The sequence below is a fragment of the Rhodoferax sp. GW821-FHT07F03 genome (assembly GCF_059418745.1).
Map to the genome: position 1 here is coordinate 47211 of NZ_JBWKQM010000002.1, position 23621 is coordinate 70831.

The following is a 23621-nucleotide window of genomic DNA, read 5'->3' on the forward strand; positions in this document are numbered from 1 at the left end:
GTCCCAAGAAAAAACCCCGGCGGATAAAACCACCTCCGCCGGGGAAGAGCACCTCAAATCAACTTGTTTCCCAACACTGGTGGTTGGCTGGCCTATCTGCGCCAGGGATACCGCGGAACCGGCTTTGCCGGGCCGCTGGTATCGCCCCCTGCAAGGGGGTTGGCGAAGCGCAGCGCAGCCTGGGGGTGAGCCTAGTTACCACCAGTACTCGGCTTGCAGGCCAAAACGGTTGGCGCTGGTGCGACCGCTGGGCAGGCCGTTGCTGGTGTCGGCGCCAGCGGCTGTGTTCCAGCTGGCGCGGGTGTAGAACAGGCGCAGTTCAGGCCGCTCGAAGAAGCCACGGCCGGTGCTCAGCGTGGGTGCAATGGTGAACTTGGTCAGGGTTTGTGCATCGCCTCCGGTGGGGGATTTTCGCGACAAGCCCAGCTCGCTGACCAGCTTGAAGTTGTTGGTGAAGGCATAGGCCACACGTCCGCCGATGGAAGTGCGGGTGGTTTCATAGCCCAGCAGGTGATCCTTCTGGATGTGGCCTACTACCTGGCCGCCCCAGTTGCCCCGTTGGAAGCTCAGTGCGTCGGCCACGCGGAAGCTGTTCTGGCCACTGTGGACCTCGCTCCAGGTTGCGCTGCTGCTGGCGTCGCTGGCGACCCAGTCGTTGCCTGTGCCGGTGTAGGCGTTGGAGAAGTTGCCGTCCAGGCCCGCGGAACCCTTGGCGAACTGCACCCACAGGTTGTTGCCGCCGCCCAGGCCGAAAAGGTTGTCTTGGGCATGTTGGATGGTCAGGGCCATGCCGCTGTGTCCTTCCAGGGCGTTGCTGTCCTTGTCCGCGCTTTCTTCGCTGCTCACCACGGTGCCCAGGATGCGCAGCCAGCCGCCATCATTGATCTTGCTGGTGCTGAACTCGGCATTCACACGGCTTGCGGTGCCCCAGCCGGCGAAGGTGCCCTTGTCGCGGCGGAAGTAGCCAAAGCCCAGCTTGCCGCCGCCGACGGCGATGTTGTCCACGCCACCGCCGGTGCCGTCGAGCTTGGTGTACTTGGTGTCGGTGATGTGCACATCGGTGCGGCCGTAGTAGCGCTTGCCGGCCCAGAAGTTGGCTTCGGGCAGGATGTCAAAGCCTTTGCCTTCCACGAAGGCCTGGCCCAGGCTGGTAGGGTTGGCGGTCTCCTGGGCGGCGCTCCAGTACACGGGCATCAGATTGCCACTGAATTGCAGATCGCCGACCTTGACGGTGTTCTTCAGGTTGATTTCGCCATAGTTATCGCATTCGTTACCCAGGCGGTATTTGAGGCCATCGCCTGCCAGTCCAAAGCAGCTGGTGGGGCTGTCTTTGACGCCGGCGCCGGTGCCGGCCCGGAAGTAGCCGTCGGTGCTGAACTGGGCCTGGGCGGCGCCCGTCAGCAGCACCAGAACTGCAGCTGCGCTGGCGCGCATGGGTATGGTCTTCTTCTTCATCTTCAGTCTCCTTATGGGCCTAGTGGCCTGGGTGGTATTACAGAGAGGCTCTCTGTGGGGTAAAGCGTTTAACCTTGTGGTAAAAAATAATCAGCCTTTAACTGCGCCCGAGGTCAGTCCCGAGACCAGCCAGCGTTGGGTCACCAGAAACAGCAGCGTCAGCGGTAGGCCGGCCAAGATGGCGGTGGCGGCAAAGTCGCCCCAGAGGTAGCGCTGGTTGAACAGGAACAGGCGTGAGCCAATGGCCAGGGTCAGGTTTTCTTCGTTGTTCATCAGTACGGAGGCCACCGGGTACTCGATCATTCCGCCCAGGAAGGCCAGTACGAACACGACCACCAGGATCGGCGCCGCCATGGGCAGCAGCACATACACAAAGGCCTGGAAGGGCGACGCACCGTCCACCGCCGCAGCTTCTTCCAACTCGCGCGGCACGCTTTCAAAATAGCCTTTGATGAGCCAGATGTGCTGGGCCACACCGCCGGTATAGGCCAGGGCCAGGCTCCAGTGGCTGTTCAGGCCCAGCCAGGGGATGAACTCGCCGATTCGGTCGAACAGGGCGTAGATCGCCACCAGTGCCAGTACCGAGGGGAACATCTGCAACAGCAACAGGCCGTTGAGCATGGCGGCCCGCCCCTTGAAGCGCAGGCGGGCAAAGGCGTACGCACTGGTGATGGACAGCAGCAGGGCCACGGTGGCCGAGATCAGCGATACCTTGAGCGAATTCCAGATCCACAGCAGCACTGGAAACGGCGGCTTGACCAATTGGCCATCGGCATCCAGATAGGACATGCCCAGGGCCAGTTTCCAGTGCTCGAAGCTGATGCTGCGGGGGATCAGGTGGCCGCCGGCAAAGTTGCCGGGGCGCAGTGATATCGACAAAATCATCAGGAACGGAAACACCGTGAGCGCGATAAAGGCCAGCAAACCCAGGTGCGCCATGAGCACACGCCAGCGTTGGGATTTTTTGATGACGATGGCCATTTTTAAACTGCTTCCTTGCCGACTTTGAACAGCCGCAGATTCACCACGGCGAGGGTGGCCACCAGCAGGAATACGATGCTGGAGATGGCGCAGGCCAGGGCGTAGTTCTGCCCCGAGTCCTGGAATGCGATGCGATAGGTGTAGGACGCCAGCAGGTCGGTGGCGCCCACCGGCACCTGGGTGTCCAGGTAGTCTGGTGCGCCGCCGGTCAGCAGGGCGATCAGCGTCAGGTTGTTGAAGTTGGAGGCAAACGAGGCCACCAGCAAGGGCGCAATCGGCTTGGCAATCAGGGGTAGGGTGATGCGGAAGAAGTTGGTCAGCGGACCGGCACCGGCCAGCGCCGAGGCTTCGTACAGTTCGCCGGGAATGGCTTTGATCAGGCCCATGGCCAGAATCATCATGTAGGGGTAGCCTAGCCAGGTGTTCACCACTAGCACCATGCCGCGTGCCAGATTAGCCTCGGAAAACCAGCCGGGTCGGATGCCAAACAAGGCATCCAGAATCATGTTGATCTCACCCAGGTTTTCGTTGAACAGACCGCGAAATACCGGTATGGAAATGAAGGCCGGCACCGCATACGGCAGGAACAGCATCATGCGGTAGAAGTTGCGGTACCGCAGTGCGTCCCAGTTCAGGGCCACGGCCAGCACCACGCCAATGGCAAAGGTGAACAATGTGTTCAGGCCTGCGAAGCTGACGGTCCAGGCAAACACGCGCAGGAAAGGGTCCAGAAACTTGCGCTCGGTGAAGATGCGCACATAGTTCTGCCAACCCACCACGGCGCGAAAGCCGGGTTCTATCTGCTGGCCATCGGCGCGGACCCAGTAGCCGGCTGCAAAGTCCGGCCGCAGCACGCTGTGGTCCGTGGTGTCCAGCAGGGTTCCATCGGCGGCGCGCTGGTAGCTGGGGCGCATGGCGGCAAAGCGGCGCAGGCTGCTTTGCCGCAGCTCGGTACCGTCAGGCAGCACCGCCACGACTTTCTTCAAGGCGCTCTGCAAGGCCATCATGTCTTTCAGGCTGAGTGCGTCCTGCACGGCGCCTTCACTTAGGGGCTGCAAGGCGGCGCGCAAGTCCGAACCCAGCTGCAGGTAGTCCGATGCGTACACCACGCCGTCTTCGGTCGTGAATACCAGGCGGTGGCGTTCGCCCTGGGCCTGCAGTTGCACGCCCAGGGTGTCGCCCGTGCTTTCGGTCTTGCCCAGCAGGACTTCGGTGGAGCGTTCAAACGACAGCAGATGTGCCGAGCTGTAGTTGGTGAAGCTGATGGCCAGTGTGTAGCCCATGGGCACCACGATGAACACCAGCGCCGCCAGCAGGCCGGGCAGTACATACCGCCAGGCATACAGGCGGGGTGACAGGTACACCAGCACAGCCGCTCCCAGCAAGGCCAGGGTGATGGCCGCCAGCCAATGCTGGCGGGCCATCACCATCACTACCACCAAGGCCAGCACTGCCAACAAGGCCAGGCCACCCAGGGCGGCCAGGGCGAAGTGCAGGAGGGAACGTTTCTTCACGGCGCGACTTTCTTTGAATACCAAATGTGGGCGACGCTGCGCCGATTACTCCGTACCCCGGATGCGCTTGGCAGCGCGGTCCAGGCCGTCCTTCACGGTCTCGCGGCCTTGGGTGATGTTGAGCAGGGCGGCCTGCATGCCGGTCCAGAAGCGTGTCATTTCCGGGTTGTTGGGCATGGGCGTTCCGCTCTGGGCGGCGGCCATGGTCCCGGCGATCAGCGGGTCGGACTTGAGCTCGGTGTAGTAGGCCTTGTTGGCCGGTACGCCCAGTGGGACGTGGGCGTTCATGGCTTTCAGGCCTTCCATGGAGAGCAGGTAGTTCTCCATGAATTCGTTGGCCACTTCCTTGTTGGGGGTGGAGCTGCTGAGCATGGCGCCCAGCACGCCTACAAAGGGGCCGCCTTGTTTGCCGTCGATCTTGGGGTAGGGCGCCACGCCGAAGTCGATCTTGCTCTTTTTCAGGTTGTTCCAGCTCCAGGGGCCGTTGAGCATCATGGCGATGCGGCCTTCGTTCATGCCGGCTTCGGCCTCGGCGTAGCTGGCGGTCTTGGGCATGACACCGCCCTTGATCAGGGACATCAGAGTTTCCATGCCGCGCACCGCACCCGGATTGTTCATGCCGGTGTCTTTGGGGTCATAGGTGCCATCGGCATTGCGTTTGAAGGCGTAGCCACCGCCCGCAGAAAACAGACCGTAGGAGTAGTAGATCTCGGTCATGGGCCACATGATGGCGCGCTTGTTCTGGGCGCTGAGCTTCTTGTCCAGGGCAATGACTTCTTCCCAGCTCTGTGGTGGGGTAGGCACCAAGGCCTTGTTGTAGAGCAGGGCCACGGCTTCGATGGACAATGGGTAACCCCAGGTCTTGCCGCCCATGTTCCAGGCCTTCCAGGCCAGCGGGTCGATGGAGTCCACGGTCTTCTTGGTGGGCGTGACGGCGGAGATCAGTCCAGCGGAGACCCAGCTGCCGGCGCGGTCATGGGGCCAGATCCAGATGTCTGGGCCCTTGCCAGCGGCAGCGGATTGTTCGAATTTGGCGATGGCATCCTCGGGATGCTCCACCTTCACGGGAATGCCGGTGTCCTTGGTGAACTTCTCCGCAATCTTGGCCACGCCCTCGTAGCCCTTGTCGCCATTGATCCAGACCAGCAGGCTGCCTTTTTCTGCGGCATGTACGGGCACGCTGGCGCCCAGCGTGGCAACGACCAATGCCAGCAGGTTACGAACCGCAGTGCGGCGGGGGGATGTGTGCTTCATGTCTGTCTCCTATGGGTTTTGTTTATGCAGTGCGTGCGGGCAGCGCCATGCCATCCGCGTCAAATAGGTGGCAACCGATGGTGGGCACCCGTAGGTGCACCGCATCACCCACCACGACGGCGCTGTCGCCTTCCAGTCGAACGGTCAGCGGGGCTTGCTGCGGGCTTTCCAGGTAGGCATAGGTCATGTCGCCCAGGCGCTCCACCCATTGCACGCGGCAGGGCAGGGTGTTGTGGCCGGGGCCGCTTTGCAGCTGCAGGTGTTCGCTGCGCACGCCCAGGGTCACGGCTGCGCCCGGCTGCAGGGCGCCTGCCCCTACAGCGGCTTTCAACAAGCGACCGTCTGCGGTGCGGACCTGCACGCCATCCGGGGTGATCTCGTCCACCACCGCGCTGATGAAGTTCATCTTGGGCGAGCCGATGAAGCTGGCCACGAACAGATTCTTGGGCCGTGCATACAGCTCCAGCGGCGCGCCAACCTGGGCCACGCTGCCATAACGGGCGGTGGCTTCGCCGCTGTGCAGCAGCACGATCTTGTCGGCCAGGGTCATGGCCTCTACCTGGTCGTGCGTGACGTAAATGGTGCTGGCCTTGCCATAGGCGCGGTGCAGCTTTGCAATTTCTACCCGCATCTGGGTGCGCAGCGCGGCGTCCAGGTTGGACAGCGGCTCGTCGAACAGGAATACACCGGGGTCGCGTACCAAGGCCCGGCCGATGGCGACGCGCTGGCGCTGGCCGCCGGACAGGGCACGTGGAAGACGCTGCAGTAGAGGCTCTATTTGCAGGACTTCCGCGATGCGCTGCACGCGGGCCTGTATCTCACCCTTGGGATAACCGGCCAGGCGCATGCCGAAGGCGATATTGCTGGCCACGTCCATGTGTGGGTACAGCGCATAGTTCTGGAACACCATGGCGATGTTGCGCTCGGACGGTGCCAGCTCGTTGACACGCTGCCCGCCGATGTGCAGCTCGCCACTGCCGACTTCCTCCAGGCCGGCGACCATGCGCAGCAGTGTGGATTTGCCGCAGCCGCTGGGGCCGACGAAAACGCAGAATTCGCCATCGGCAATCTCCAGGGACACATTACGTACCACCGGTGCGGCGCCTTCGAATGCCTTGGTAATGCCGCGCAGACTTACGCCAGCCATGTGGAACTCCCTGTTGCGGTGAATGCCAGCCGTGCCGTGTGCATGCAGGCCAGCTGTATGCGTTGTAGGGCCACGTTGTCCGGGCTATCGGCCAGACGTTGCCAGGCAGAGTCCTCCATAAAGATGGGCAGTGCGCGGTTGGCCGCAATCACACGCAAAGTCAGTGCAGGCCAACGGCCGTTCTGCACAAAACGGTCCAGTCCGATGGACCAGGGCTCGCCATCGTTGAAATGGTCGTCCACCAGTTCGCCGTCGGCGTACAGCCGGGCGGCATCGCCCACGTAGTCCAGGGTCAGCAGGACGCGACCCGACGTTGTGGGCAGTTGGGCATCCAGGTGCAAGCGCCATTGGCTGGCCTCTGCGAACTCGGCATCGTCTGGCACCAGGGGCACAGGGCCTTGCCGCCAAGAGATGTGAGGTCCCATGCGCACGGTGGGCGGGTGGGGGTTGAGATGCAGCAGCTCGGCCTGTGCGCTGTAAACCTGGCGTAAGGGCTCGCTGCCTACGAAGTCCACGAAGCCATCGCTTGCCGTTGCGCCCAGGTCATTGGCGGGATAGACGCTGACGTGGGCGGTGGCCGTTTGCGGCAATGAGAACACCAGTGCGTCTTCTTGCACATACAGGCTGTGTGGACACAGTACCAGGCGTTCGCGACCCAGCAAGCACAGGCGTTGGCATTGGTCGGCCAGGGTGCGAGATAACAAAAGTACGCGATGGCGCACACCGTCCGCATCTACCAGCTTGATCCATTGGGGGGCCGTGGAGGCGGGTGGCCGCACCACCCAGGTATCGGCGGTCTGCGACAGCCAAGTGGCCGGGGCTTCTACATGCTGCACGCTAAGGCGGTCGAAGCATAGCTCCGCTGGAATATCCGGGTGGCTGAACAGCACCAAGGTGTGGCTGCCATCTTCTTGCAAGCGTGTTAGTGGCTGCGCCGTGGCGTAGTGCAATACGGCACTGCCTATCCCCAGGCCCACGGGCCAGATGAAGCTGGCGCCGCTCGGCACCTGTACCTGGGGGAACTGCACCATGGTGTCCGCGCACGTAACCTGCAGCTGCACCGCGTTGAACGCTGGCATGGGGTGGTGGCGCACATGGTTGTTGACAAACACGAAGCCTGTGCGTCCAGCGCCCCGGGCAGCAACGCGCAAATGCATGCGGTCTGCGGGGTCCACGGGTGCATCTGTCGGCACCACGGCTTCCATTGGGGCCAGCATGGCGCCGAATGCGGCCGTAAAGGAATGCAAGGCACGCAGACGACCGTACGAGGCCCGGCTTTGGCCGTACTGGCCTAGCGGCGCGCGGAAGTCATAGCCGAGTACGGGTACATCGTTCGGGTAGCCGGTGTCCTGCGTTTCGTTCAGGCGTCCGTGTGCGCTGTGCGGGTTGGTGCCGCCGTGGTACATGTAGTAGCCATACAGATTGGCTCCGGAGCCAATCTGTACCAGAGCCGTGGCGACCACGTCGTCGGTGCTGACCGCGGGGCGACGGTGGTAGGACACATGCATGCCGCCGCCGGCTTCGGCCAGGAAAAAGGGGTAATGCTGCTTGTCGATCAAGGCCGTGGCAGGGGTACCTCCCACATTGCCCATTTCGCCGATGCTGCGGCTGGTGTTGAACAGAAATACGCCGGAGGCGGGCAGTGCCTCGCTGGAGCCGCTCCAGAAACCGTCGGCATACGCGCCGGACACAGGCACGACCTCTTGTGGCGGAATGTCCAGCGTGGGCCAGCCCGTTACGGTGTACAGGGGCACGGTCAAGCCAGCCGCAATCGCCAGGCGTTTGAGTTCTGAAATGTGCTCCGCGCCACAGCCTGGCCCGATGCGGTCGTATTCGTTTTCCAGTTGCACGCCGATCACCGGGCCGCCATCGCACCACATCAGTCCACGCAGTTGCGCGCCGATCTGGTCGTAGAAGCCGGCTACGCGTCGCAGGTAGAGCGCGTCATTGCAGCGCAGTGCTCCGCCGTGTTGTAGCCAGTCCGGAAAGCCACCGTTGCGCGATTCGGCATGAACCCAGGGGCCGGGGCGCAGATAGAAGTCCAAGCCGACCTGTTTGACCAGCTCTACAAAGCGGCGCAGATTGCGTTGGCCGGCCCAGTTGAAGCTGCCTTCCACTTCTTCATGGTGGTTCCAGAAGACGTAGCTGGCAACGATGTCAATGCCGCCAGCGCGCATCTTCCGCAACTCTTCTTCCCACTCCGATTCGGGATAACGCGAGAAGTGGAACTCGCCCATGATGGGCAGCCAGGCCTGGCCATCGCGTTCCAGGTAGCTGCTATTGATCTGCAAGGAGCGGCCCGTGCACGGGTACTGCCCCAGGTGGAGGTAGTCGCGCTCCACGGCGGCAGGCGTGGATGGCAGGCGAACGGTCACAGCGGTTTCCTGCATCACAGGCCCTTGCGCGGCAGCATGGCACGTCCAAAAAACACCTGCTGGATGGAAGCAGGGGCAAAACAAAAGCAGCTGTCAAAGTGGCACATGAAATTAGATTAAGCGTTTAACTTAAATGAATTCTCATGGCACGATGCGATCGGTGTAATCAGTGAAATCCCTAGGGGATCACGCAGCTTTACACTTTTATCACTGGGGAAATCCCTATTATTCGATGGGCGAACTTTTTGTGACTTTTAGAAATCTATGGTTAATCGATTAATTTTTTGTAAAAATGAATGGCAAAAATCACCAAACAACCCTGTGCAAGGAGACAATTTCAATGAAGCTGGGCGTGTGTTATTACCCTGAGCAATGGCCGGAATCCCAATGGGCCACGGATGCTGCGGACATGGTTCGACTGGGCATCCAAGTGGTGCGTATTGCCGAATTTGCCTGGAGCCGCATGGAACCGGCGCCAGGCCAATACGACTGGACTTGGCTGGATCGGGCTATCCAAACGCTGGCCGATGCCGGGCTGAAGCTGGTGCTGGGTACGCCCACTGCAGCGCCGCCGCACTGGCTGGTCGCCCACCACCCCGAGATACTGCCCGTGGACGCGGCGGGGCGGGTCAAAGGCTTTGGGTCGCGCCGCCACTACGACTTTTCCAGTCCCGTCTACTTTGAAGCGAGTCGCACCATCGTGGTGGCCATGGCTGCACGCTATGGTCGGCATCCTGCGGTGGTCGCCTGGCAGGTTGACAATGAATACGGTTGCCATGACACCGTGCTGTCTTACTCGCCTGCTGCGTTGCAGGGCTTCCAGCTATGGCTGGCGGAGCGCTATGGCTCTGTGGCCGCATTGAACCAAACCTGGGGCAATGTGTTTTGGAGCATGGAGGTCCACCGGTTTGAAGATGTGGTGCTTCCGGTGGGGCTGCCCGCGCAGGTCAACCCCATCCATGCGCTGGATTTCCGCCGCTATGCCTCTGACACCGTGCGTCGCTACAACCGCATGCAGGTGGACTTGCTGCGTCAGCATGCGCCAGGACGTGATGTGTTGCACAACTTCATGGGTTTCTATGCCGACTTTGAGCACCATGAAGTTGCCGCTGATCTGGACATTGCCAGCTGGGATAGCTACCCGCTGGGCTTGACGGACAGCACGCGCTTCATCCCCGATGATGAGCGCGTGCTATGGGCGCGAACCGGGCACCCGGACATTCCCGCTTTCCACCATGACCTGATGCGCGGCATGTGCCGTGGGCGCTGGTGGGTCATGGAGCAACAGGCTGGTCCGGTGAACTGGGCGCAGTGGAATCCCGCCCCTTTGCCCGGCATGGTGCGCGCCTGGACCTGGGAGGCTTTTGCCCATGGCGCAGAGCTTGTGTCTTACTTCCGTTGGCGGCAAGTGCCCTATGCGCAAGAGCAAATGCATTCCGGCCTGAACACGCCAGACAACCGGCTGGATATGGGCGGTGAAGAGGCCGCGCAGATCGCTCGGGAGCTGATCCAGATGCCGCACTCGGCGATGCAACAGGCCCGCGTGGCCCTCATCGTGGATTACAGCTCGCAATGGGTCTTCGGCATCCAGCCACAAGGAGCGGATTTTGATTACCAGGCCCTGGTGTTCGCCTACTACAGCGGGCTGCGCCAGTTGGGGTTGGATGTGGACATCCTGCCGGCGTCGGCCCCGCTGACGGGCTATGCCCTGGTGGTGATTCCCTGCCTGGCGGTGGTGGACGACGCGCTGGTGCGGCGCTTGCAAGACTGTTCTGCACACATTGTTTTTGGCCCGCGCACGGGCAGTAAAACTGGCGACTTTGCGATACCTGCTACGCTGCCACCCGGGCCACTGAGCCGTCTGTTCCCGCTGCGGGTATGGCGTGTCGATGCGTTGCGTCCAGGGGTGCAAGAGGCCGTTCTGGGCAATGGCGCGGTCCAGGGCTACTGCACGCGCTGGCGCGATCTGGTGGAGCCAGGCGACGGGGTGCAGGTAGATGCCGCATTCAGCGACGGAAACCCTGCGGTGCTGCGCCTGGAGCGCATGCGTTATCTCGCGGGCTGGATGGATGCGCCGTCGCTGCAGAGCCTGCTGCGCCAAGCCACGGAGGATGCAGGCTTGCATCCACAGGCTGTGCCACAGGGTTTGCGGTTGCGGCGCCGAGGCGATGTGCAGTTTGCCGTCCACTACGGGCCCGGTGAGGTTCAGGTGCCGGCTCCGCCGGATGCTGAGTTCATTCTGGGATCTGCCCAATTGGCGCCTGCGGGTGTGGCAGCTTGGCGTTGTGCTGGTTGAGCCGCGTACTGGCGTGCCGGAAGCCCCGGTCCTGCAGTCCAGCCACGGTACAGTGGGGGCTGATCAGACCAGCCTTCCCCCTCCACCCCACAACCTGCGCGCAATGGCTACCTTGTTGATTTTTTGCTGCCTATGACCACGCTTGCTGAAGTTGCCCTGAAAGCCGGTGTTACGGCCGCTACTGTTTCCAACGTACTCCGTGCTCGTGGCAAGGTGGGCGAAAAAACCCGCCAGCGGGTGCTGGCTGCAGTGCAGGAGCTGGGCTACCGCCCGAACCTGACGGCGCGGGCTTTGGTGGAAGGGCGGCCACTGACGATTGCGCTCATCGTCTCCAGCATTGCCAACCCGTTCTATCCGGAGTTTGCGCTGGAGGTGGAAAAGGCCGTGCGTAAGCTGGGCTACTTTTTGCTTGTGTGCAATACCAACGACGATCCCGCGCAGGAAGTCGCCTACCTGGATGCCGTGGGCGGCTCCTTGGCCCACGGCGTGATGGTGATGAATGCCGACTTTGTACAGTTGGATGAATTGCGGGCTTTGCGCAAGCGGGGCGTGCCTGTAGTGCTATGTATGTGGGAGCGCCCGAGCGAGCCGCCGGACCTTCCTTGCCTGGCCGTGGACTTCTACCAGGCAGGCGCCATTGCTGCCGAGCATTTGCTCAAACTGGGCCACCAGCGGATTGGCGCGGTGGTGGGTAGCGAGCCCAGCGGCAACCACATCTGGCGTTACCGGGGGTTTTGTGATGCCCTGGAGCGCGCAGGCGTGCCGCATGGTCCAGAGTCAGCACGCTTTGGCCGTGACAGTATCGATGCCGGGCGTAGTGCGGCCCATGCCTTGTTGGCAGGTGTGCCCAACCTCAGCGCCATCTTTACCTCCAACGACCTGCCTGCGATTGGCGTGCTGCAAGCCGCCGCCGATCTGGGGCTGCAGGTGCCCACGGACTTGTCGGTCATTGGCATCACCGATATCCAGCTGGCGCACCAGATGCGCCCGGCGCTCACCACGGTCGCCGTGCCGATTGGAGAGGCCGCAGAACTGGCGGTGTCGATTTTGATGGATGTCATTCACCAGCAAAGCGGCACCGCGCCCCAGATGAAGATCACCTCCGCGCCCCGTTTGGTGGTACGCGCTTCTACGGGGCGGGCGCCGGTGCTTCGATAAATACGGCGCGGATCAACGATAGATAGCACAGGCTGCGTATAGGTACGTACAAAGACGCGTCGTTTGCCTAGGCTTGATATCTCGTCAGCAGAAGGCCCAGGCCAGCCAGGCCGGGTCCTCTGCCATGTTCAGCAAAAAATAAATGCCTGCCTGGTGCCACATGAAGGCAGATAAGAGGGCGGCATCTCCCCAGGTCCGGGGTTTGGAAATGCCCGTGCGGGCGAGAAAAATCTTCAAACCGGTGGTCACTGGGTATGCGTTCTTGAGTCGAGGTACTGCGGTTGAATGCCGGCAGCGGCTTGCCGGTGCCGGCGCCTTTTCTGTTAGTTTATCGGACGGGTCTTGATGGCTTGCCGTCAAATATGCCTGCGCGAGGCTGAGTGCGGCGAAGTATAGGGCTCCGAGCAGGCATCAAATTCAGATACTTTTAGTTGGGTAATAAGGGTTTTTACTAGCCTTGTTCCGCAACAAAGTACAACAAGTCTCCTTTTGGGTATCGCTGGCGGCATGGGCTAACTCCTACGATCACGGCACCGATCCAGTGCAATCAATGCGCTAGCGGGATTAGTCCAAAAACCTCAGGAGACACTCCATGAAAATGAAAATTTGCGCAGCCGCCGTTGTCGCGATGCTGGGATCCGTCGGCGCATACGCTGCAACCGAACTGGTGATTGCGACCGTGAACAACGGCCACATGATCACCATGCAAAAGCTCACAAAGAACTTCGAAGCCGCCAATCCAGACATCAAGGTAAAGTGGGTGACGCTGGAAGAAGGCGTGCTGCGCCAGCGCGTCACCACCGACATCGCCACCAAGGGCGGCCAGTTTGACGTGATGACCATCGGCATGTACGAAGCACCCATCTGGTCCAAGAAAGGCTGGCTGGCACCGATCGTTACCGATGCGGCCTATGACGTGGACGACATGCTGCCCGCCATCCGTAACGGCCTGACACTGGACGGCAAGCTGTATGCCGCGCCGTTCTACGGCGAAAGCTCGATGACCATGTACCGGGCGGATCTGGTCAAGGCCGCCGGCCTGACCATGCCTGCCAATCCTACCTGGACCGAGATGGCCAACATCGTCTCCAAGATCCACGATCCAGCCAAGGGCGTGTACGGCTTGTGCCTGCGCGGCAAGCCGGGCTGGGGCGATAACATGGCTTTCTTGAGCACCATGGTCAACACCTATGGCGGCCAGTGGTTCGACATGTCGTGGAAGCCACAGATCGACACCAAGCCTTGGCATGACGCGATCAGCCAGTACGTGGACCTGATGAAGAAGTATGGCCCTCCCGGTGCTTCCGCCAACAGCTTCAACGAAAACCTGGCTTTGATGAACGAAGGCAAGTGCGGTGTGTGGATCGACGCGACGATCGCAGCTTCTTTCGTCAGCGACCCCAAGCAATCGAAGGTCGCCGACAAGATGGCATTCACCCAGGCCCCCACCGCCGTGACCGCCAAGGGCGCCAACTGGCTGTGGTCCTGGAACCTGGCGATCCCTGCTTCTTCCAAGAAGACGGACGCTGCGCAGAAGTTCATTACTTGGGCAACTTCCAAGGACTACGTGAACCTGGTGGCCAAGGAAGAAGGCTGGAACGCCGTGCCTACCGGCACCCGCAAATCCACCTACGCCAATCCTGAGTTCCAAAAGGTGGCCAAGTTTGCGATCGAAGAGCTGAAGGCCATCAACAGCGCCAACCCCAACGACAGCACCTTGCCCAAGTCGCCGTACGTGGGCGTGCAATACGCTGCGATTCCTGAGTTCCAGGCCATCGGTATTGCTGTCGGCCAGCAAATGAGCTCTGCCTTGTCTGGCAAGGTCACGGTAGACGCCGCACTGAAGACGTCGCAAACCGCTGCTGAACGTGAAATGACCAAGGGCGGCTACTACAAGAAGTAGGCTCCATCGCCCCCCGCCCCAGCCCTCTTCCGCGCGCGGAAGAGGGCGCTTGCGCCACTGCGCCTGAGGGATGGGGATTTCATGGCCTATTTCCGCTTTTGAAAGCAACACCATGAACCGATTTATTCCCCGTGCGTTGATGGCGCCCAGCATCGTCACGCTGTTTTTGTGGATGATTGTTCCACTGGTGATGACGCTGTATTTCTCCGTCATCCACTACAACCTGATGCAGCCCGGCGAGACCGGTTTTGTGGGGCTGGAGAACTTTTCCTACTTCATCACCGACCCCGACTTCTGGCCTTCGGTGATGCATACCCTGCAGCTGCTGAGCTCCGTGATTGTCATCACCGTGGTTTTGGGCGTAGGTCTGGCCTTGCTGGTGAACGAGCCGTTTCCTGGCCAGGGCATTGTGCGGGTGCTGCTGATCTCGCCCTTCTTCGTTATGCCCACGGTGAATGCCTTGCTGTGGAAGCACATGATGATGAACCCGATTTACGGTGTGCTGGCCCACGTGTGGCAGTTCTTTGGTGGCACGCCGATTGACTGGATGACTGACTTCCCGTTGCTGTCGGTGATCATCATGCTGTCCTGGCAGTGGCTGCCGTTTGCCTGCCTGATTTTCATCACCTCGCTGCAGTCACTGGACCGCGAGCAGATGGACGCCGCGGGCATGGACGGTGCCAACGCCTTTGACAAGTTTTACTACCTGGTGCTACCCCATATGGGGCGCTCGATTGCAGTGGTGATCATGATCGAGATGATTTTCCTGCTGAGTGTGTTCGCTGAAATTTTCACCACCACCGGCGGCGGACCGGGTAACGACAGCACCAACCTGGCTTTCCTGATTTTCAAACAGGCACTGATGAACTTCGATGTGGGCGTAGCCTCGGCAGGCGCACTGTTTGCGGTGATTCTGGCCAACATCGCATCCGTATTTCTGGTGCGCATGGTTGGCAAGAACCTGGACTGAACGGGAGCACGACCATGATGAAAACCAAACCCTTTCCCATCGTCCGCACCGTGTGTGCCTGGGGCGTAGCGCTGTTTCTGTTCTTCCCGTTGTTCTGGCTCACGCTGACGGCATTCAAGACCGAAGGCCAGGCGATTGCCTCGCAACTGTTCTTCTCGCCCACACTCGCCAGCTTTGTCGAAGTCCAGGTGCGCAGCGACTACCTGCTGTTCGCCAAGAACTCGCTGATCACCAGCCTGGGCTCCACCATTCTGGGCATTCTGATTGCCGTGCCGGCGGCCTACTCAATGGCCTTCTTCCCGACCAGGAAGACCCGCGACATTCTGCTGTGGATGCTGTCCACCAAGATGATGCCCGCCGTGGGAGCGTTGGTGCCGGTGTATGTGATGGCACAGACCGTGGGCATGCTGGATTCGCTGACCGCGCTGGTCATTGTGTTCACGCTGTCGAACCTGCCCATCATGGTGTGGATGCTGTACAGCGCTTTCAAGGAAGTGCCCAAGGACATTCTGGAGGCCGTGCGCCTGGACGGCGCCACGGTGTGGGAAGAGTTCCGTTGGGTGATCCTGCCTCTGTGCATGGGAGGCATCGCCTCCACCGGTCTGCTGTGCCTGGTGCTGTCATGGAACGAGGCCTTCTGGGCTTTGAATCTGACTTCTGCCAATGCGGGCACGCTGGCTTCGCTGATCGCCTCGTACTCCAGCCCTGAGGGCTTGTTCTGGGCCAAGCTGTCCGCAGCGTCGCTGATGGCCATCGCCCCCATCATCGTGTTCGGCTGGTTCAGCCAGAAGCAACTCGTCCAAGGTTTGACCTTCGGCGCCGTCAAGTAAAGGAACCACCATGTCATTTTTACAACTCCGAGGCGTTGAAAAATTCTTCGCCGACCACCGCGCCATCAAGGGTATTGATCTCGATATCAACAAGAACGAGTTCATTGTTTTCGTCGGCCCCTCCGGTTGTGGCAAGTCCACCCTGCTGCGTATGATTGCCGGGCTGGAAAGCATAGACGGTGGTTCGCTGCATGTGGACGGTCGGGACATCACCCACCTGCCATCGTCACAGCGTGATCTGGCCATGGTGTTCCAAAGCTATGCGCTGTACCCGCACATGACGGTGTACGACAACATGTCGTTCGCGCTGAAGCTCGCCAAGGTGCCGGCTGCCGAAATCAAACAGAAAGTGGAGAGCGCGGCCGAGAAGCTGAACCTCACGCCGTATTTGAAGCGCACACCCAAGGAGCTGTCCGGTGGCCAGCGCCAGCGCGTCGCGATTGGCCGCGCCATCGTGCGTGCACCCAAGATATTCTTGTTCGACGAACCCCTGTCCAACCTGGATGCGGCCCTGCGTGGCCAGACCCGGGTCGAGATCCACAAGCTGCACCGCGCCCTGGGCGTGACCACCATCTACGTGACCCACGACCAGGTCGAGGCCATGACCCTGGCCGACCGTGTGGTGGTGCTGCGCGACGGCGCTATCGAACAGGTAGGTGCCCCGCTGGAGCTGTACGACAAGCCGGCCAACCAGTTTGTGGCGCAGTTCATCGGCATGCCTTCGATGAACATCGTTAAAGCCGCGCAGCTGTCGCAGTTTGGCGCGCTGGCCGGGCAGGCCGCGGGCCGGGTACCGGTAGACGGCCTGATTGGCGTGCGGCCCGAGGGTGTGCGGGTGCTGCCCGTGGGGAGCGCCGGTGTACCGGGCAAGGTGGAACTGATCGAAGCCCTGGGTGCCGACACGCTGATCCACGTGGACGTTATGGGCACGCCCATGATCTCGCGCCAGGCCGAACGCACCAGCTTGCATATTGGCGACCCCGTGTCCTTGGAGTTCGACCTGAACACCTTGCATTGCTTCGACAAGGCCGGCCGCATGGTCGCTCTGGCATGACAGGTTCCCCCCCGATGCGCCTGCGGCGCTTCCCCCTCAAGGGGGCGAACCCAGTGGCCCGGCAAAGCCGGTTCCACGGGTTCCCTGGAAACGGTTGCGTCCACCGTATTCACGGCAAGACGCATGGCGTGGTTTGGACAACTGAATTGGAAATGTGATGTCTTCTACCGAAAACTATGTGATGCTGCACCTGGGCGTGGGCTCGTTCCACCGTGCCCACCAGGCTTTGTATATGCACCGCCTGCGGGCCTCCGGTGACACGCGTTGGTCGCTGGCCGGTGGCAATACCCGCCCCGACATGCTGGAGACCATGGCCGCGCTGGCAGCCCAAGGTGGAGCCTATACGCTGGAGACCGTGACCCCGGCCGACGAACGCAGCTACGAGCGCATCGAATCCATACGCCGCATCCTGCCCTACGAGCCCAGCCTGGCGGGCCTGATCGACGTAGGGGCCACGGCCAGCACCCGCATCATTTCCTTTACCGTCACCGAGGCGGGTTACTACCTGGATGCGCATGACGCGCTGGACCTCAGCGTGGCCGACCTGGCTGCCGATCTGCAGCGCGCCAAAGCGGGTCAACCCGGCGGCAGCATTTATGCCGCGCTGACCGCCATCTTGCGCGAGCGCATGCGCCGTGGCAGCGGTGCCGTGACCCTGCTGAACTGCGACAACCTGCGCCATAACGGCGACCGGGTACGCAAGGGCTTGCTGTCGTTCATCCAACTGGTGGGCGACAGCGCTTTGCACGCCTGGGTACAGGCCAACACCACCTGCCCGAATGCGATGGTGGACCGCATCACGCCGCGTCCGGCGCCCGAGCTGCGCCCGCGCGTGTTTGCCGCCACTGGTTGGGACGATGCCGCGCCCATCATGGGTGAATCGTTCATCCAGTGGGTGATTGAAGACAATTTCGCCAACGGACGCCCCGCTTGGGAAACGGTGGGCGTGCAGATGGTGGCGTCCGTGGCGTCGTTTGAAGAGGCCAAGATCCGCCTGTTGAACGCCACCCACAGCTGCATTGCCTGGGCGGGCACGCTGGCCGGCTACCAGTACATCCATGAAGGTACGCATGACCCGCGTATCCGCAAGATGGCCTATGACTACGTGACCACCGACGTCATGCCCTGTCTGGACACCCCAGCACACCCCAGCCCGCTGGACCTGGCGGCCTACCGCGATACCGTGCTGGACCGTTTTGGCAACGCCGCCATTCTGGACACCAACCAGCGCGTGGCGGCCGACGGCTTCTCCAAGATTCCCGGCTTCATCGCCCCCACCGTGCGCGAGTGCCTGGTGCGTGGCGCCACGATCGACGCCGTGGCCGTGCTACCGGCGCTGTTCTTGGCCTTTTTGCAGCGCTGGCACCGTGGCGAGCTGTCTTATGTTTACCAGGACCAGGCCATGGACCCGGCCGTGGCGCACGCCATGTGCGAGGCGGCTGACCCGGTCCTCGCACTGGCGGGTAACGTCCCCTTCTGGGGCGAGCTGGCCGGTGATCCGCGCCTGGTCGCTGCCCTGCATAACGCCGCGACCCAAGTCAAGCAATTCACCAAGGACGAAAAATGAGCACCCTCCAACGTCTGGCTGGACAACATGCTTTGCTGACCGGCACCGCCGGCGGTATTGGCCTGGCTGCGACCACCGCCTTCTTGCGCGAAGGCGCGCATTGCACCGCCGTCGATCTGGCTGCCACGCCCTCGGCCGCCCTGCAAGCCCTGCAGGCGCAGTACCCCGATCAATTTCAGTACCTGAGCGCCGACGTGTCGCGCCAGGACAGCATAGACGCCATGGTGGCCGCTGCCCGGGCCAAGTTTGGCACCATCACCACGCTGCTGAACAACGCTGCCGTGTTCAGCCTGGGCGATATTCTGGAGATCACCGAGAAGCAATACGAGGTGATCTTCAATGTGAACGTCAAAGGCATGTTCTTCGTGATGCAGGCCGTGCTCAAGCAGATGGTGGCCGATGGCTGCAAGGGCAGCGTTACCAATCTCGCATCGCAGGCCGGACGCCGCGGCGAGGCGCTGGTCGCCCACTACTGCGCCAGCAAGGCCGCGGTCATTAGCTACACCCAGTCGGCTGCACTGGCCATGGCACCGCACGGCATCCGCGTCAACGGCATCTCGCCGGGCGTGATCGACACCCCGATGTGGAAAGACGTGGACGCCCAGTTCGCCAAGGCCGAAGGCCTGCAGATCGGCGAGAAGAAAAAGGCCGTCGGCCTGGCCGTGCCGCTGGGCTACATGGGCGCACCCGAAGACGTGGCCCGGGCCGCGGTTTTCCTCGCCAGCCCCGAGGCTTCTTACATTACCGCCCAGACGCTCAACGTGGACGGTGGTAATGTGATGAGCTAAGTCAAAGGAGATAAGCATGGTCAGCCTGCGCCAACGCGCCCGCGAACCGGAGCTGGAGCATGACATGGGTCGCGACCCGACCCTGGGTTACGAGCCGCATGAAAGCCACAGCAGCCTGCGCTATCTGGAGCACGGCATACCCACGCCGCTGGTGCGTTGGCACCAGCACGAGGAATGCGAGCTGCACCTGATCGTGCAGACCCGGGGCAAGCTGTTCGTGGGCGACTACATCGGCCACTTCGAACCTGGCAACCTGGTGCTGACCGGGCCGCGCCTGCCGCACAACTGGATTTCCGGCGACGACCCCGATGAGGTCGTCCATCTGCGCGACATGGTGCTGCAGTTCTCCGAAGTACCACTGCGCCAGATCGGCAGCGAGGTGGGTGAGCTGCAAGCCGTGCTACCCCTGCTGGAGCGGGCCCGCCACGGCATCGAGTTCTTCGACATGAGCGAGATGGCGCGCGATGCCCTGGTCCGCATCAAGCACAGCCATGGCCTGGCGCGCTTTGGCGAGTTTCTGATGCTGCTGGACAAGCTGGCCCGCTGCACCGACTATCGGCTGCTGTCTACGGTGCAGATGCAGAGCTTTGACGACGACGCCTCGCTGGCGCAGATCAGCGGCATCGTCAGCTTCCTGACCGAACACAGCGCCGAGCAGTTCACCATGGCCGAGGTGTCGGCCCGCGTCAATATGACGGAGAGCCAGTTCTCGCGCTATTTCCGCCGCGCTACCGGCAATACTTTCACCGACTTCGTGAACCGCCTGCGCATCAACCGCGCCTGCCAGCTGTTGATGGAGACAGACCGCTACATCAACAATGTGTGCTACGACGTGGGCTTCAATAATGTGGCCAATTTCAACCGCCGTTTCATGCAGATCAAGGGTATGACGCCGAAGGAATTTCGCCGCCAGGCCGAAGCCCGATTTGGTGGTAAAAACCCCTAGTGCTATATAAAACATAGCTGCTTGCGCAGGAAGAATATGCGGTAGAGTTAGTTTGTCCTTAGAACTAAGGCGGTGCGCCAAGCCCCAAGCAGCCAGGTCACCCAATTCCTACTTTCCCCGTACTTTCTATCCATAAGGCAATGCCATGTACCTTGGACTCGATTTAGGCACCTCTGAACTCAAAGCTTTACTGTTGGCCGACGACCACCGCGTGGTCGCCGTAGCCCATGCGCAGCTCACCGTACAGCAGCCCAAGCCCCTGTGGTCGGAGCAGGACCCGCACAGCTGGTGGCTGGCGCTGGAGTCGGTGATGGACCAACTGGCCGCTGGCCACCGGGCCGACTTGTCTGCCGTGCGGGCCATCGGCCTGTCCGGCCAGATGCATGGCGCCGTGCTGCTGGATGCGCAGGACAAGGTGCTGCGCCCGGCGATTTTGTGGAACGACGGCCGCAGCGGTGCCGCCTGTGAGGCCCTGACCCGGGCCGTGCCCGACGTCGGCCAGATCACCGGCAACCTGGCCATGCCCGGTTTCACCGCACCCAAGTTGTGGTGGCTGCGTGAGCACGAGCCCGATATCTACCGCCAGACCGCCCGCGTGTTGCTGCCCAAGGACTATCTGCGCCTGCTGCTGACCGGCGAGGCTGTGACCGATTGCTCCGACGCCTCGGGCACGCTGTGGCTGGACGTGGGCGCGCGGCGTTGGTCGCCCAAGCTGCTGGACGCCTGTGGCCTGTCCGAGTCGCATATGCCCCGGGTGGTCGAGGGTAGCGAGGTGTCTGCCGGTTTGTCTGCGGCCCTGGCCCAACGCTGGGGCCTGCGCGCCGGCCTGCCAGTGGCGGGGGGCGGCGGCGACAACGCGGCCAGCGCGGTCGGCATGGGCGTGGTGTCGCCGGGGCAGGGCTTTGTCTCGCTGGGTACCTCGGGTGTGGTGTTCCTCGCGACCGACAGTTTCCGCCCGAACCCGGCGCAGGCCGTGCACGCCTTTTGCCACGCGCTGCCAAACCGCTGGCACCAGATGTCGGTGATGCTGTCGGCCGCCAGCGCCGTGACCTGGGCCACCAAATTGCTCAAGTTCGAGAACGAAGCCGCGCTGCTGGCCGCAGCCGCACAGCTGTCGCCCGAGGCCCGGGCCCAGGCGCCGCTGTTCTTGCCCTATCTGTCGGGCGAGCGTTCGCCCCACAACAACCCGAACGCCCAGGGCGTACTGTTCGGTTTGACGCACAGCGTGGATGCCTCGGCACTCGCTTACTCCGTGGTCGAGGGCGTGAACTTTGGCCTGTGTGACGGCTGGCGCACGCTGGCCACCGACCAGCCGGTGCATGCCCTTTCTGTGGTGGGTGGTGGCGCCCGCAGCGCCTGGTGGTCGCAAGAGCTGGCGAATACCCTGGGTGTCTCCCTGGTCACGCAGGAAGGCGGCGCTACTGGCGGCGCCCTGGGCGCAGCGCGCCTGGCCTGGCTGGCGGATGGCGGCACCGAGGCCGATGTTTGCCCCAGCCCGCCCGTCGCCCAGCGCTTTGAGCCCGTGGCGCAGACCGAGGCGGCGGTGTCCCGGTACGCGCGCTTCCAGGCGCTGTACCAGACCCTGCGCAGCAGCTTCCCAGCTTGACAAAGGCTTATATGAATTTTAGGCCTCTAGCGCAGGTAATACCTGCGCAGATAGCTATTGAATAGATAGCAATTGCCCACATGCCGCAAGCTTCGCATTCGCGTGCCCCCACTGCCGAATGGCAGGTGTTGCACATCCAGCCCGGGGCACCGGCCAAGCCGGCGCTAGGTGCGGCCTGCAATGGCTGTGGTGTGTGCTGCCTGTCGGCCCCTTGCCCTTTGGGCATTCTGCTGTCGGGGCGGCGCAAAGGTGCCTGCGCGGCCTTGCGTTGGGACGATGCGCAGGCGCGCTATCTGTGCGGCGCCATCAGCCAGCCCGCCGATGTGCTGGGTCCACGCATGCGCTGGGCGGCCCCCCTGCTGGGCCGCTGGGCCCGGCGCTGGATTGCCGCCGGCATAGGCTGCGACTCCACATTAGAGGTGCAGCGTCAAGACTGACGGCGTTGTTTGAACACCAGGTGCCGTGCCGACAGATAGTTGGACACCAAGCCCGCACAGCTGCCCAGCGCGACGCCCAGCGCCGCCTGGCCTGGTATTTGGATCCAGTGCAGGGTCGCCACATAGGCCGCGTAGTTCAGCACCGCGCCCCCCAGCATCGACACCATGTAGCGCAGGTACTGCTGCCACACGGATGCCGAGGCATCGGCCTGGAAGGTAAAGCGCCGGTTCAGCCACCAAGTGGCCGTGGCCGCCGCGATAAACGACAACACCCGCGCCGCATACCAGCCCATGGCCCAGGCCAGCGCATACAGTACGGCCAGGTCTACCCCCAGGCCAATGAAGCCCACCACGCAAAAGCGCAGAAAGGGGGGCAATTGTTTCATGGAGGCCGTTAACCGCGGCTGGCTGGAATGCTGAGGTAGGCCAGGTGCTTGGTTTCCAGGCGTCCCCGTGTCACGGTGTCCAGCACCGCACCGCAGACCAGTGACAGCAGGGCGCTCAGCATGCTTCCAGTGACCAGCACTGCAGTGGGCAGACGAGGTACCAGGCCTGTGTGCATATAGGTGATAGCCAGCGGAATGGCCAGGCCGATAGAGAAAGTTGCCAACACCGCTGCGATCAACGCAAAGAAGGCCAGGGGGCGCTCGCTGATGAACAGCTTCAGAATGGTTTTCAAGATACGCCAGCCATCGCGGTAGGTGGAGAGCTTGCTGTGCGAACCCTCAGGGCGCGACAGGTAGATCGTGGGTACCTCTGCATGCGGCATGCGCAGACCCAGTGCGTGTACGGTGAGCTCTGTCTCGATCTCGAAGCCCTTGGCAATGGCCGGAAAAGATTTCACGTAGCGTCTGGAAAAAATGCGGTAACCGGACAGCATGTCGGTAAATTGGCCGCCGAAGATGCGGCTCACGGAGCCCGTCAGCAAACGGTTGCCCCATCGGTGTCCGGGACGGTAAGTCAAGGGGTTGTCTCCGCTGTCTTGGCGGCACCCGACCACCATATCCAGTTTTTTCTGTACCAGCAGCGCGACGTGTTCGCGTACGGATGAAATATCGTAGGTCGCGTCGCCATCGACCATGATGTAAACGTCGGCCTCTACATCTGCAAACATCCGGCGCACCACATTGCCTTTGCCACGTAGTTGTACATGGACCACGTCGGCGCCATGGGCTGCGGCAACGTCAGCCGTGCCATCCGTCGAGTTGTTGTCGAAGACATGTAGCGTTGCTTGGGGCAGTTCGCGCTGGAACTCTTGCAAAACTTGTCCAATTGCCAGAGCTTCGTTGAAACAAGGAATAACGACGGCGATGGAGAGCGGGGTAGCGAAGATATCCATG

General features: G+C 62.0%; 19 protein-coding genes. 11 read left to right on the forward strand and 8 right to left on the reverse strand.

The genetic code is table 11. The features are described 5' to 3' along the window. Positions 1–195: 195 nt before the first annotated feature. The 6 genes from AC07R0_RS02860 to AC07R0_RS02885 all read right to left on the reverse strand — a co-directional run bounded on the left by AC07R0_RS02860 (position 196) and on the right by AC07R0_RS02885 (position 8726). Positions 196–1455 (reverse strand): maltoporin, encoded by a 1260-nt coding sequence (locus AC07R0_RS02860; protein ID WP_495099039.1) that lies wholly within the window; start codon positions 1453–1455, stop codon positions 196–198. A 90-nt stretch (positions 1456–1545) separates the two neighbouring features. After that, positions 1546–2436, reverse strand: coding sequence for a maltose ABC transporter permease MalG (gene malG, locus AC07R0_RS02865; RefSeq protein ID WP_495103721.1), 891 nt, complete (start codon positions 2434–2436; stop codon positions 1546–1548). 2 nt (positions 2437–2438) lie between these two features. Next, the gene (gene malF / locus AC07R0_RS02870) at positions 2439–3950 is read right to left on the reverse strand and encodes a maltose ABC transporter permease MalF (protein ID WP_495103722.1); all 1512 of its coding nucleotides are present in this window, start codon (positions 3948–3950) and stop codon (positions 2439–2441) included. A 45-nt stretch (positions 3951–3995) separates the two neighbouring features. Further along, the gene (gene malE / locus AC07R0_RS02875) at positions 3996–5204 is read right to left on the reverse strand and encodes a maltose/maltodextrin ABC transporter substrate-binding protein MalE (RefSeq protein WP_495103723.1); all 1209 of its coding nucleotides are present in this window, start codon (positions 5202–5204) and stop codon (positions 3996–3998) included. 22 nt (positions 5205–5226) lie between these two features. Continuing rightward, positions 5227–6351, reverse strand: coding sequence for an ABC transporter ATP-binding protein (locus AC07R0_RS02880; RefSeq protein WP_495103724.1), 1125 nt, complete (start codon positions 6349–6351; stop codon positions 5227–5229). Further along, positions 6339–8726, reverse strand: a complete 2388-nt coding sequence (locus tag AC07R0_RS02885) for a beta-galactosidase (protein ID WP_495103725.1) — start codon at positions 8724–8726, stop codon at positions 6339–6341. Before AC07R0_RS02885 ends, AC07R0_RS02880 begins: the two co-directional genes overlap by 13 nt. Positions 8727–9066: 340 nt before the next feature. Between AC07R0_RS02885 and AC07R0_RS02890 the strand changes: the two genes are divergently transcribed. The 11 genes from AC07R0_RS02890 (at position 9067) to AC07R0_RS02940 (ending at position 22281) form a co-directional block, all read left to right on the forward strand. Then, complete coding sequence (locus AC07R0_RS02890; RefSeq protein ID WP_495103726.1) at positions 9067–11022, forward strand: beta-galactosidase; 1956 nt, start codon at positions 9067–9069, stop codon at positions 11020–11022. Positions 11023–11154: 132 nt separating this feature from the next. Beyond that, a complete protein-coding gene (locus tag AC07R0_RS02895) occupies positions 11155–12180 on the forward strand; it encodes a LacI family DNA-binding transcriptional regulator (RefSeq protein ID WP_495099046.1) in 1026 nt (341 codons plus the stop codon). 592 nt (positions 12181–12772) lie between these two features. Then, a complete protein-coding gene (locus AC07R0_RS02900; protein WP_495103727.1) occupies positions 12773–14083 on the forward strand; it encodes an ABC transporter substrate-binding protein in 1311 nt (436 codons plus the stop codon). Between the two features lie 112 nt (positions 14084–14195). Then, positions 14196–15053 carry a carbohydrate ABC transporter permease gene (locus tag AC07R0_RS02905; RefSeq protein ID WP_495103728.1) on the forward strand — a complete coding sequence of 286 codons (858 nt, stop codon included), beginning with the start codon at positions 14196–14198 and terminating at the stop codon, positions 15051–15053. Between the two features lie 17 nt (positions 15054–15070). Further along, the gene (locus AC07R0_RS02910) at positions 15071–15883 is read left to right on the forward strand and encodes a carbohydrate ABC transporter permease (RefSeq protein ID WP_495074221.1); all 813 of its coding nucleotides are present in this window, start codon (positions 15071–15073) and stop codon (positions 15881–15883) included. A gap of 10 nt (positions 15884–15893) precedes the next feature. Continuing rightward, complete coding sequence (locus AC07R0_RS02915) at positions 15894–16937, forward strand: ABC transporter ATP-binding protein (RefSeq protein ID WP_495073998.1); 1044 nt, start codon at positions 15894–15896, stop codon at positions 16935–16937. Positions 16938–17094: 157 nt separating this feature from the next. Further along, positions 17095–18504: a D-arabinitol 4-dehydrogenase gene (gene dalD, locus AC07R0_RS02920; protein WP_495103729.1), complete on the forward strand. Its 1410-nt coding sequence runs from the start codon at positions 17095–17097 to the stop codon at positions 18502–18504. Continuing rightward, on the forward strand, positions 18501–19292 hold the full coding sequence (locus AC07R0_RS02925; RefSeq protein WP_495103730.1) for an L-iditol 2-dehydrogenase: 792 nt from the start codon (positions 18501–18503) through the stop codon (positions 19290–19292). The genes dalD and AC07R0_RS02925 overlap by 4 nt, the downstream gene beginning before the upstream one ends. A 16-nt stretch (positions 19293–19308) precedes the next feature. Then, positions 19309–20238, forward strand: coding sequence for an AraC family transcriptional regulator (locus AC07R0_RS02930; protein ID WP_495103731.1), 930 nt, complete (start codon positions 19309–19311; stop codon positions 20236–20238). A gap of 145 nt (positions 20239–20383) precedes the next feature. Further along, positions 20384–21844, forward strand: a complete 1461-nt coding sequence (gene xylB, locus AC07R0_RS02935; RefSeq protein WP_495103732.1) for a xylulokinase — start codon at positions 20384–20386, stop codon at positions 21842–21844. Positions 21845–21924: 80 nt separating this feature from the next. Then, positions 21925–22281: a hypothetical protein gene (locus AC07R0_RS02940; RefSeq protein WP_495103733.1), complete on the forward strand. Its 357-nt coding sequence runs from the start codon at positions 21925–21927 to the stop codon at positions 22279–22281. Here the strand turns inward: AC07R0_RS02940 and AC07R0_RS02945 are convergent. Together AC07R0_RS02945 and AC07R0_RS02950 are read right to left on the reverse strand one after the other, a co-directional pair. Further along, positions 22272–22667 (reverse strand): GtrA family protein, encoded by a 396-nt coding sequence (locus AC07R0_RS02945; RefSeq protein ID WP_495103734.1) that lies wholly within the window; start codon positions 22665–22667, stop codon positions 22272–22274. The genes AC07R0_RS02940 and AC07R0_RS02945 overlap by 10 nt on opposite strands. 8 nt (positions 22668–22675) lie before the next feature. Continuing rightward, positions 22676–23620 carry a glycosyltransferase family 2 protein gene (locus tag AC07R0_RS02950; RefSeq protein WP_495103735.1) on the reverse strand — a complete coding sequence of 315 codons (945 nt, stop codon included), beginning with the start codon at positions 23618–23620 and terminating at the stop codon, positions 22676–22678. Position 23621 lies beyond the last annotated feature (1 nt).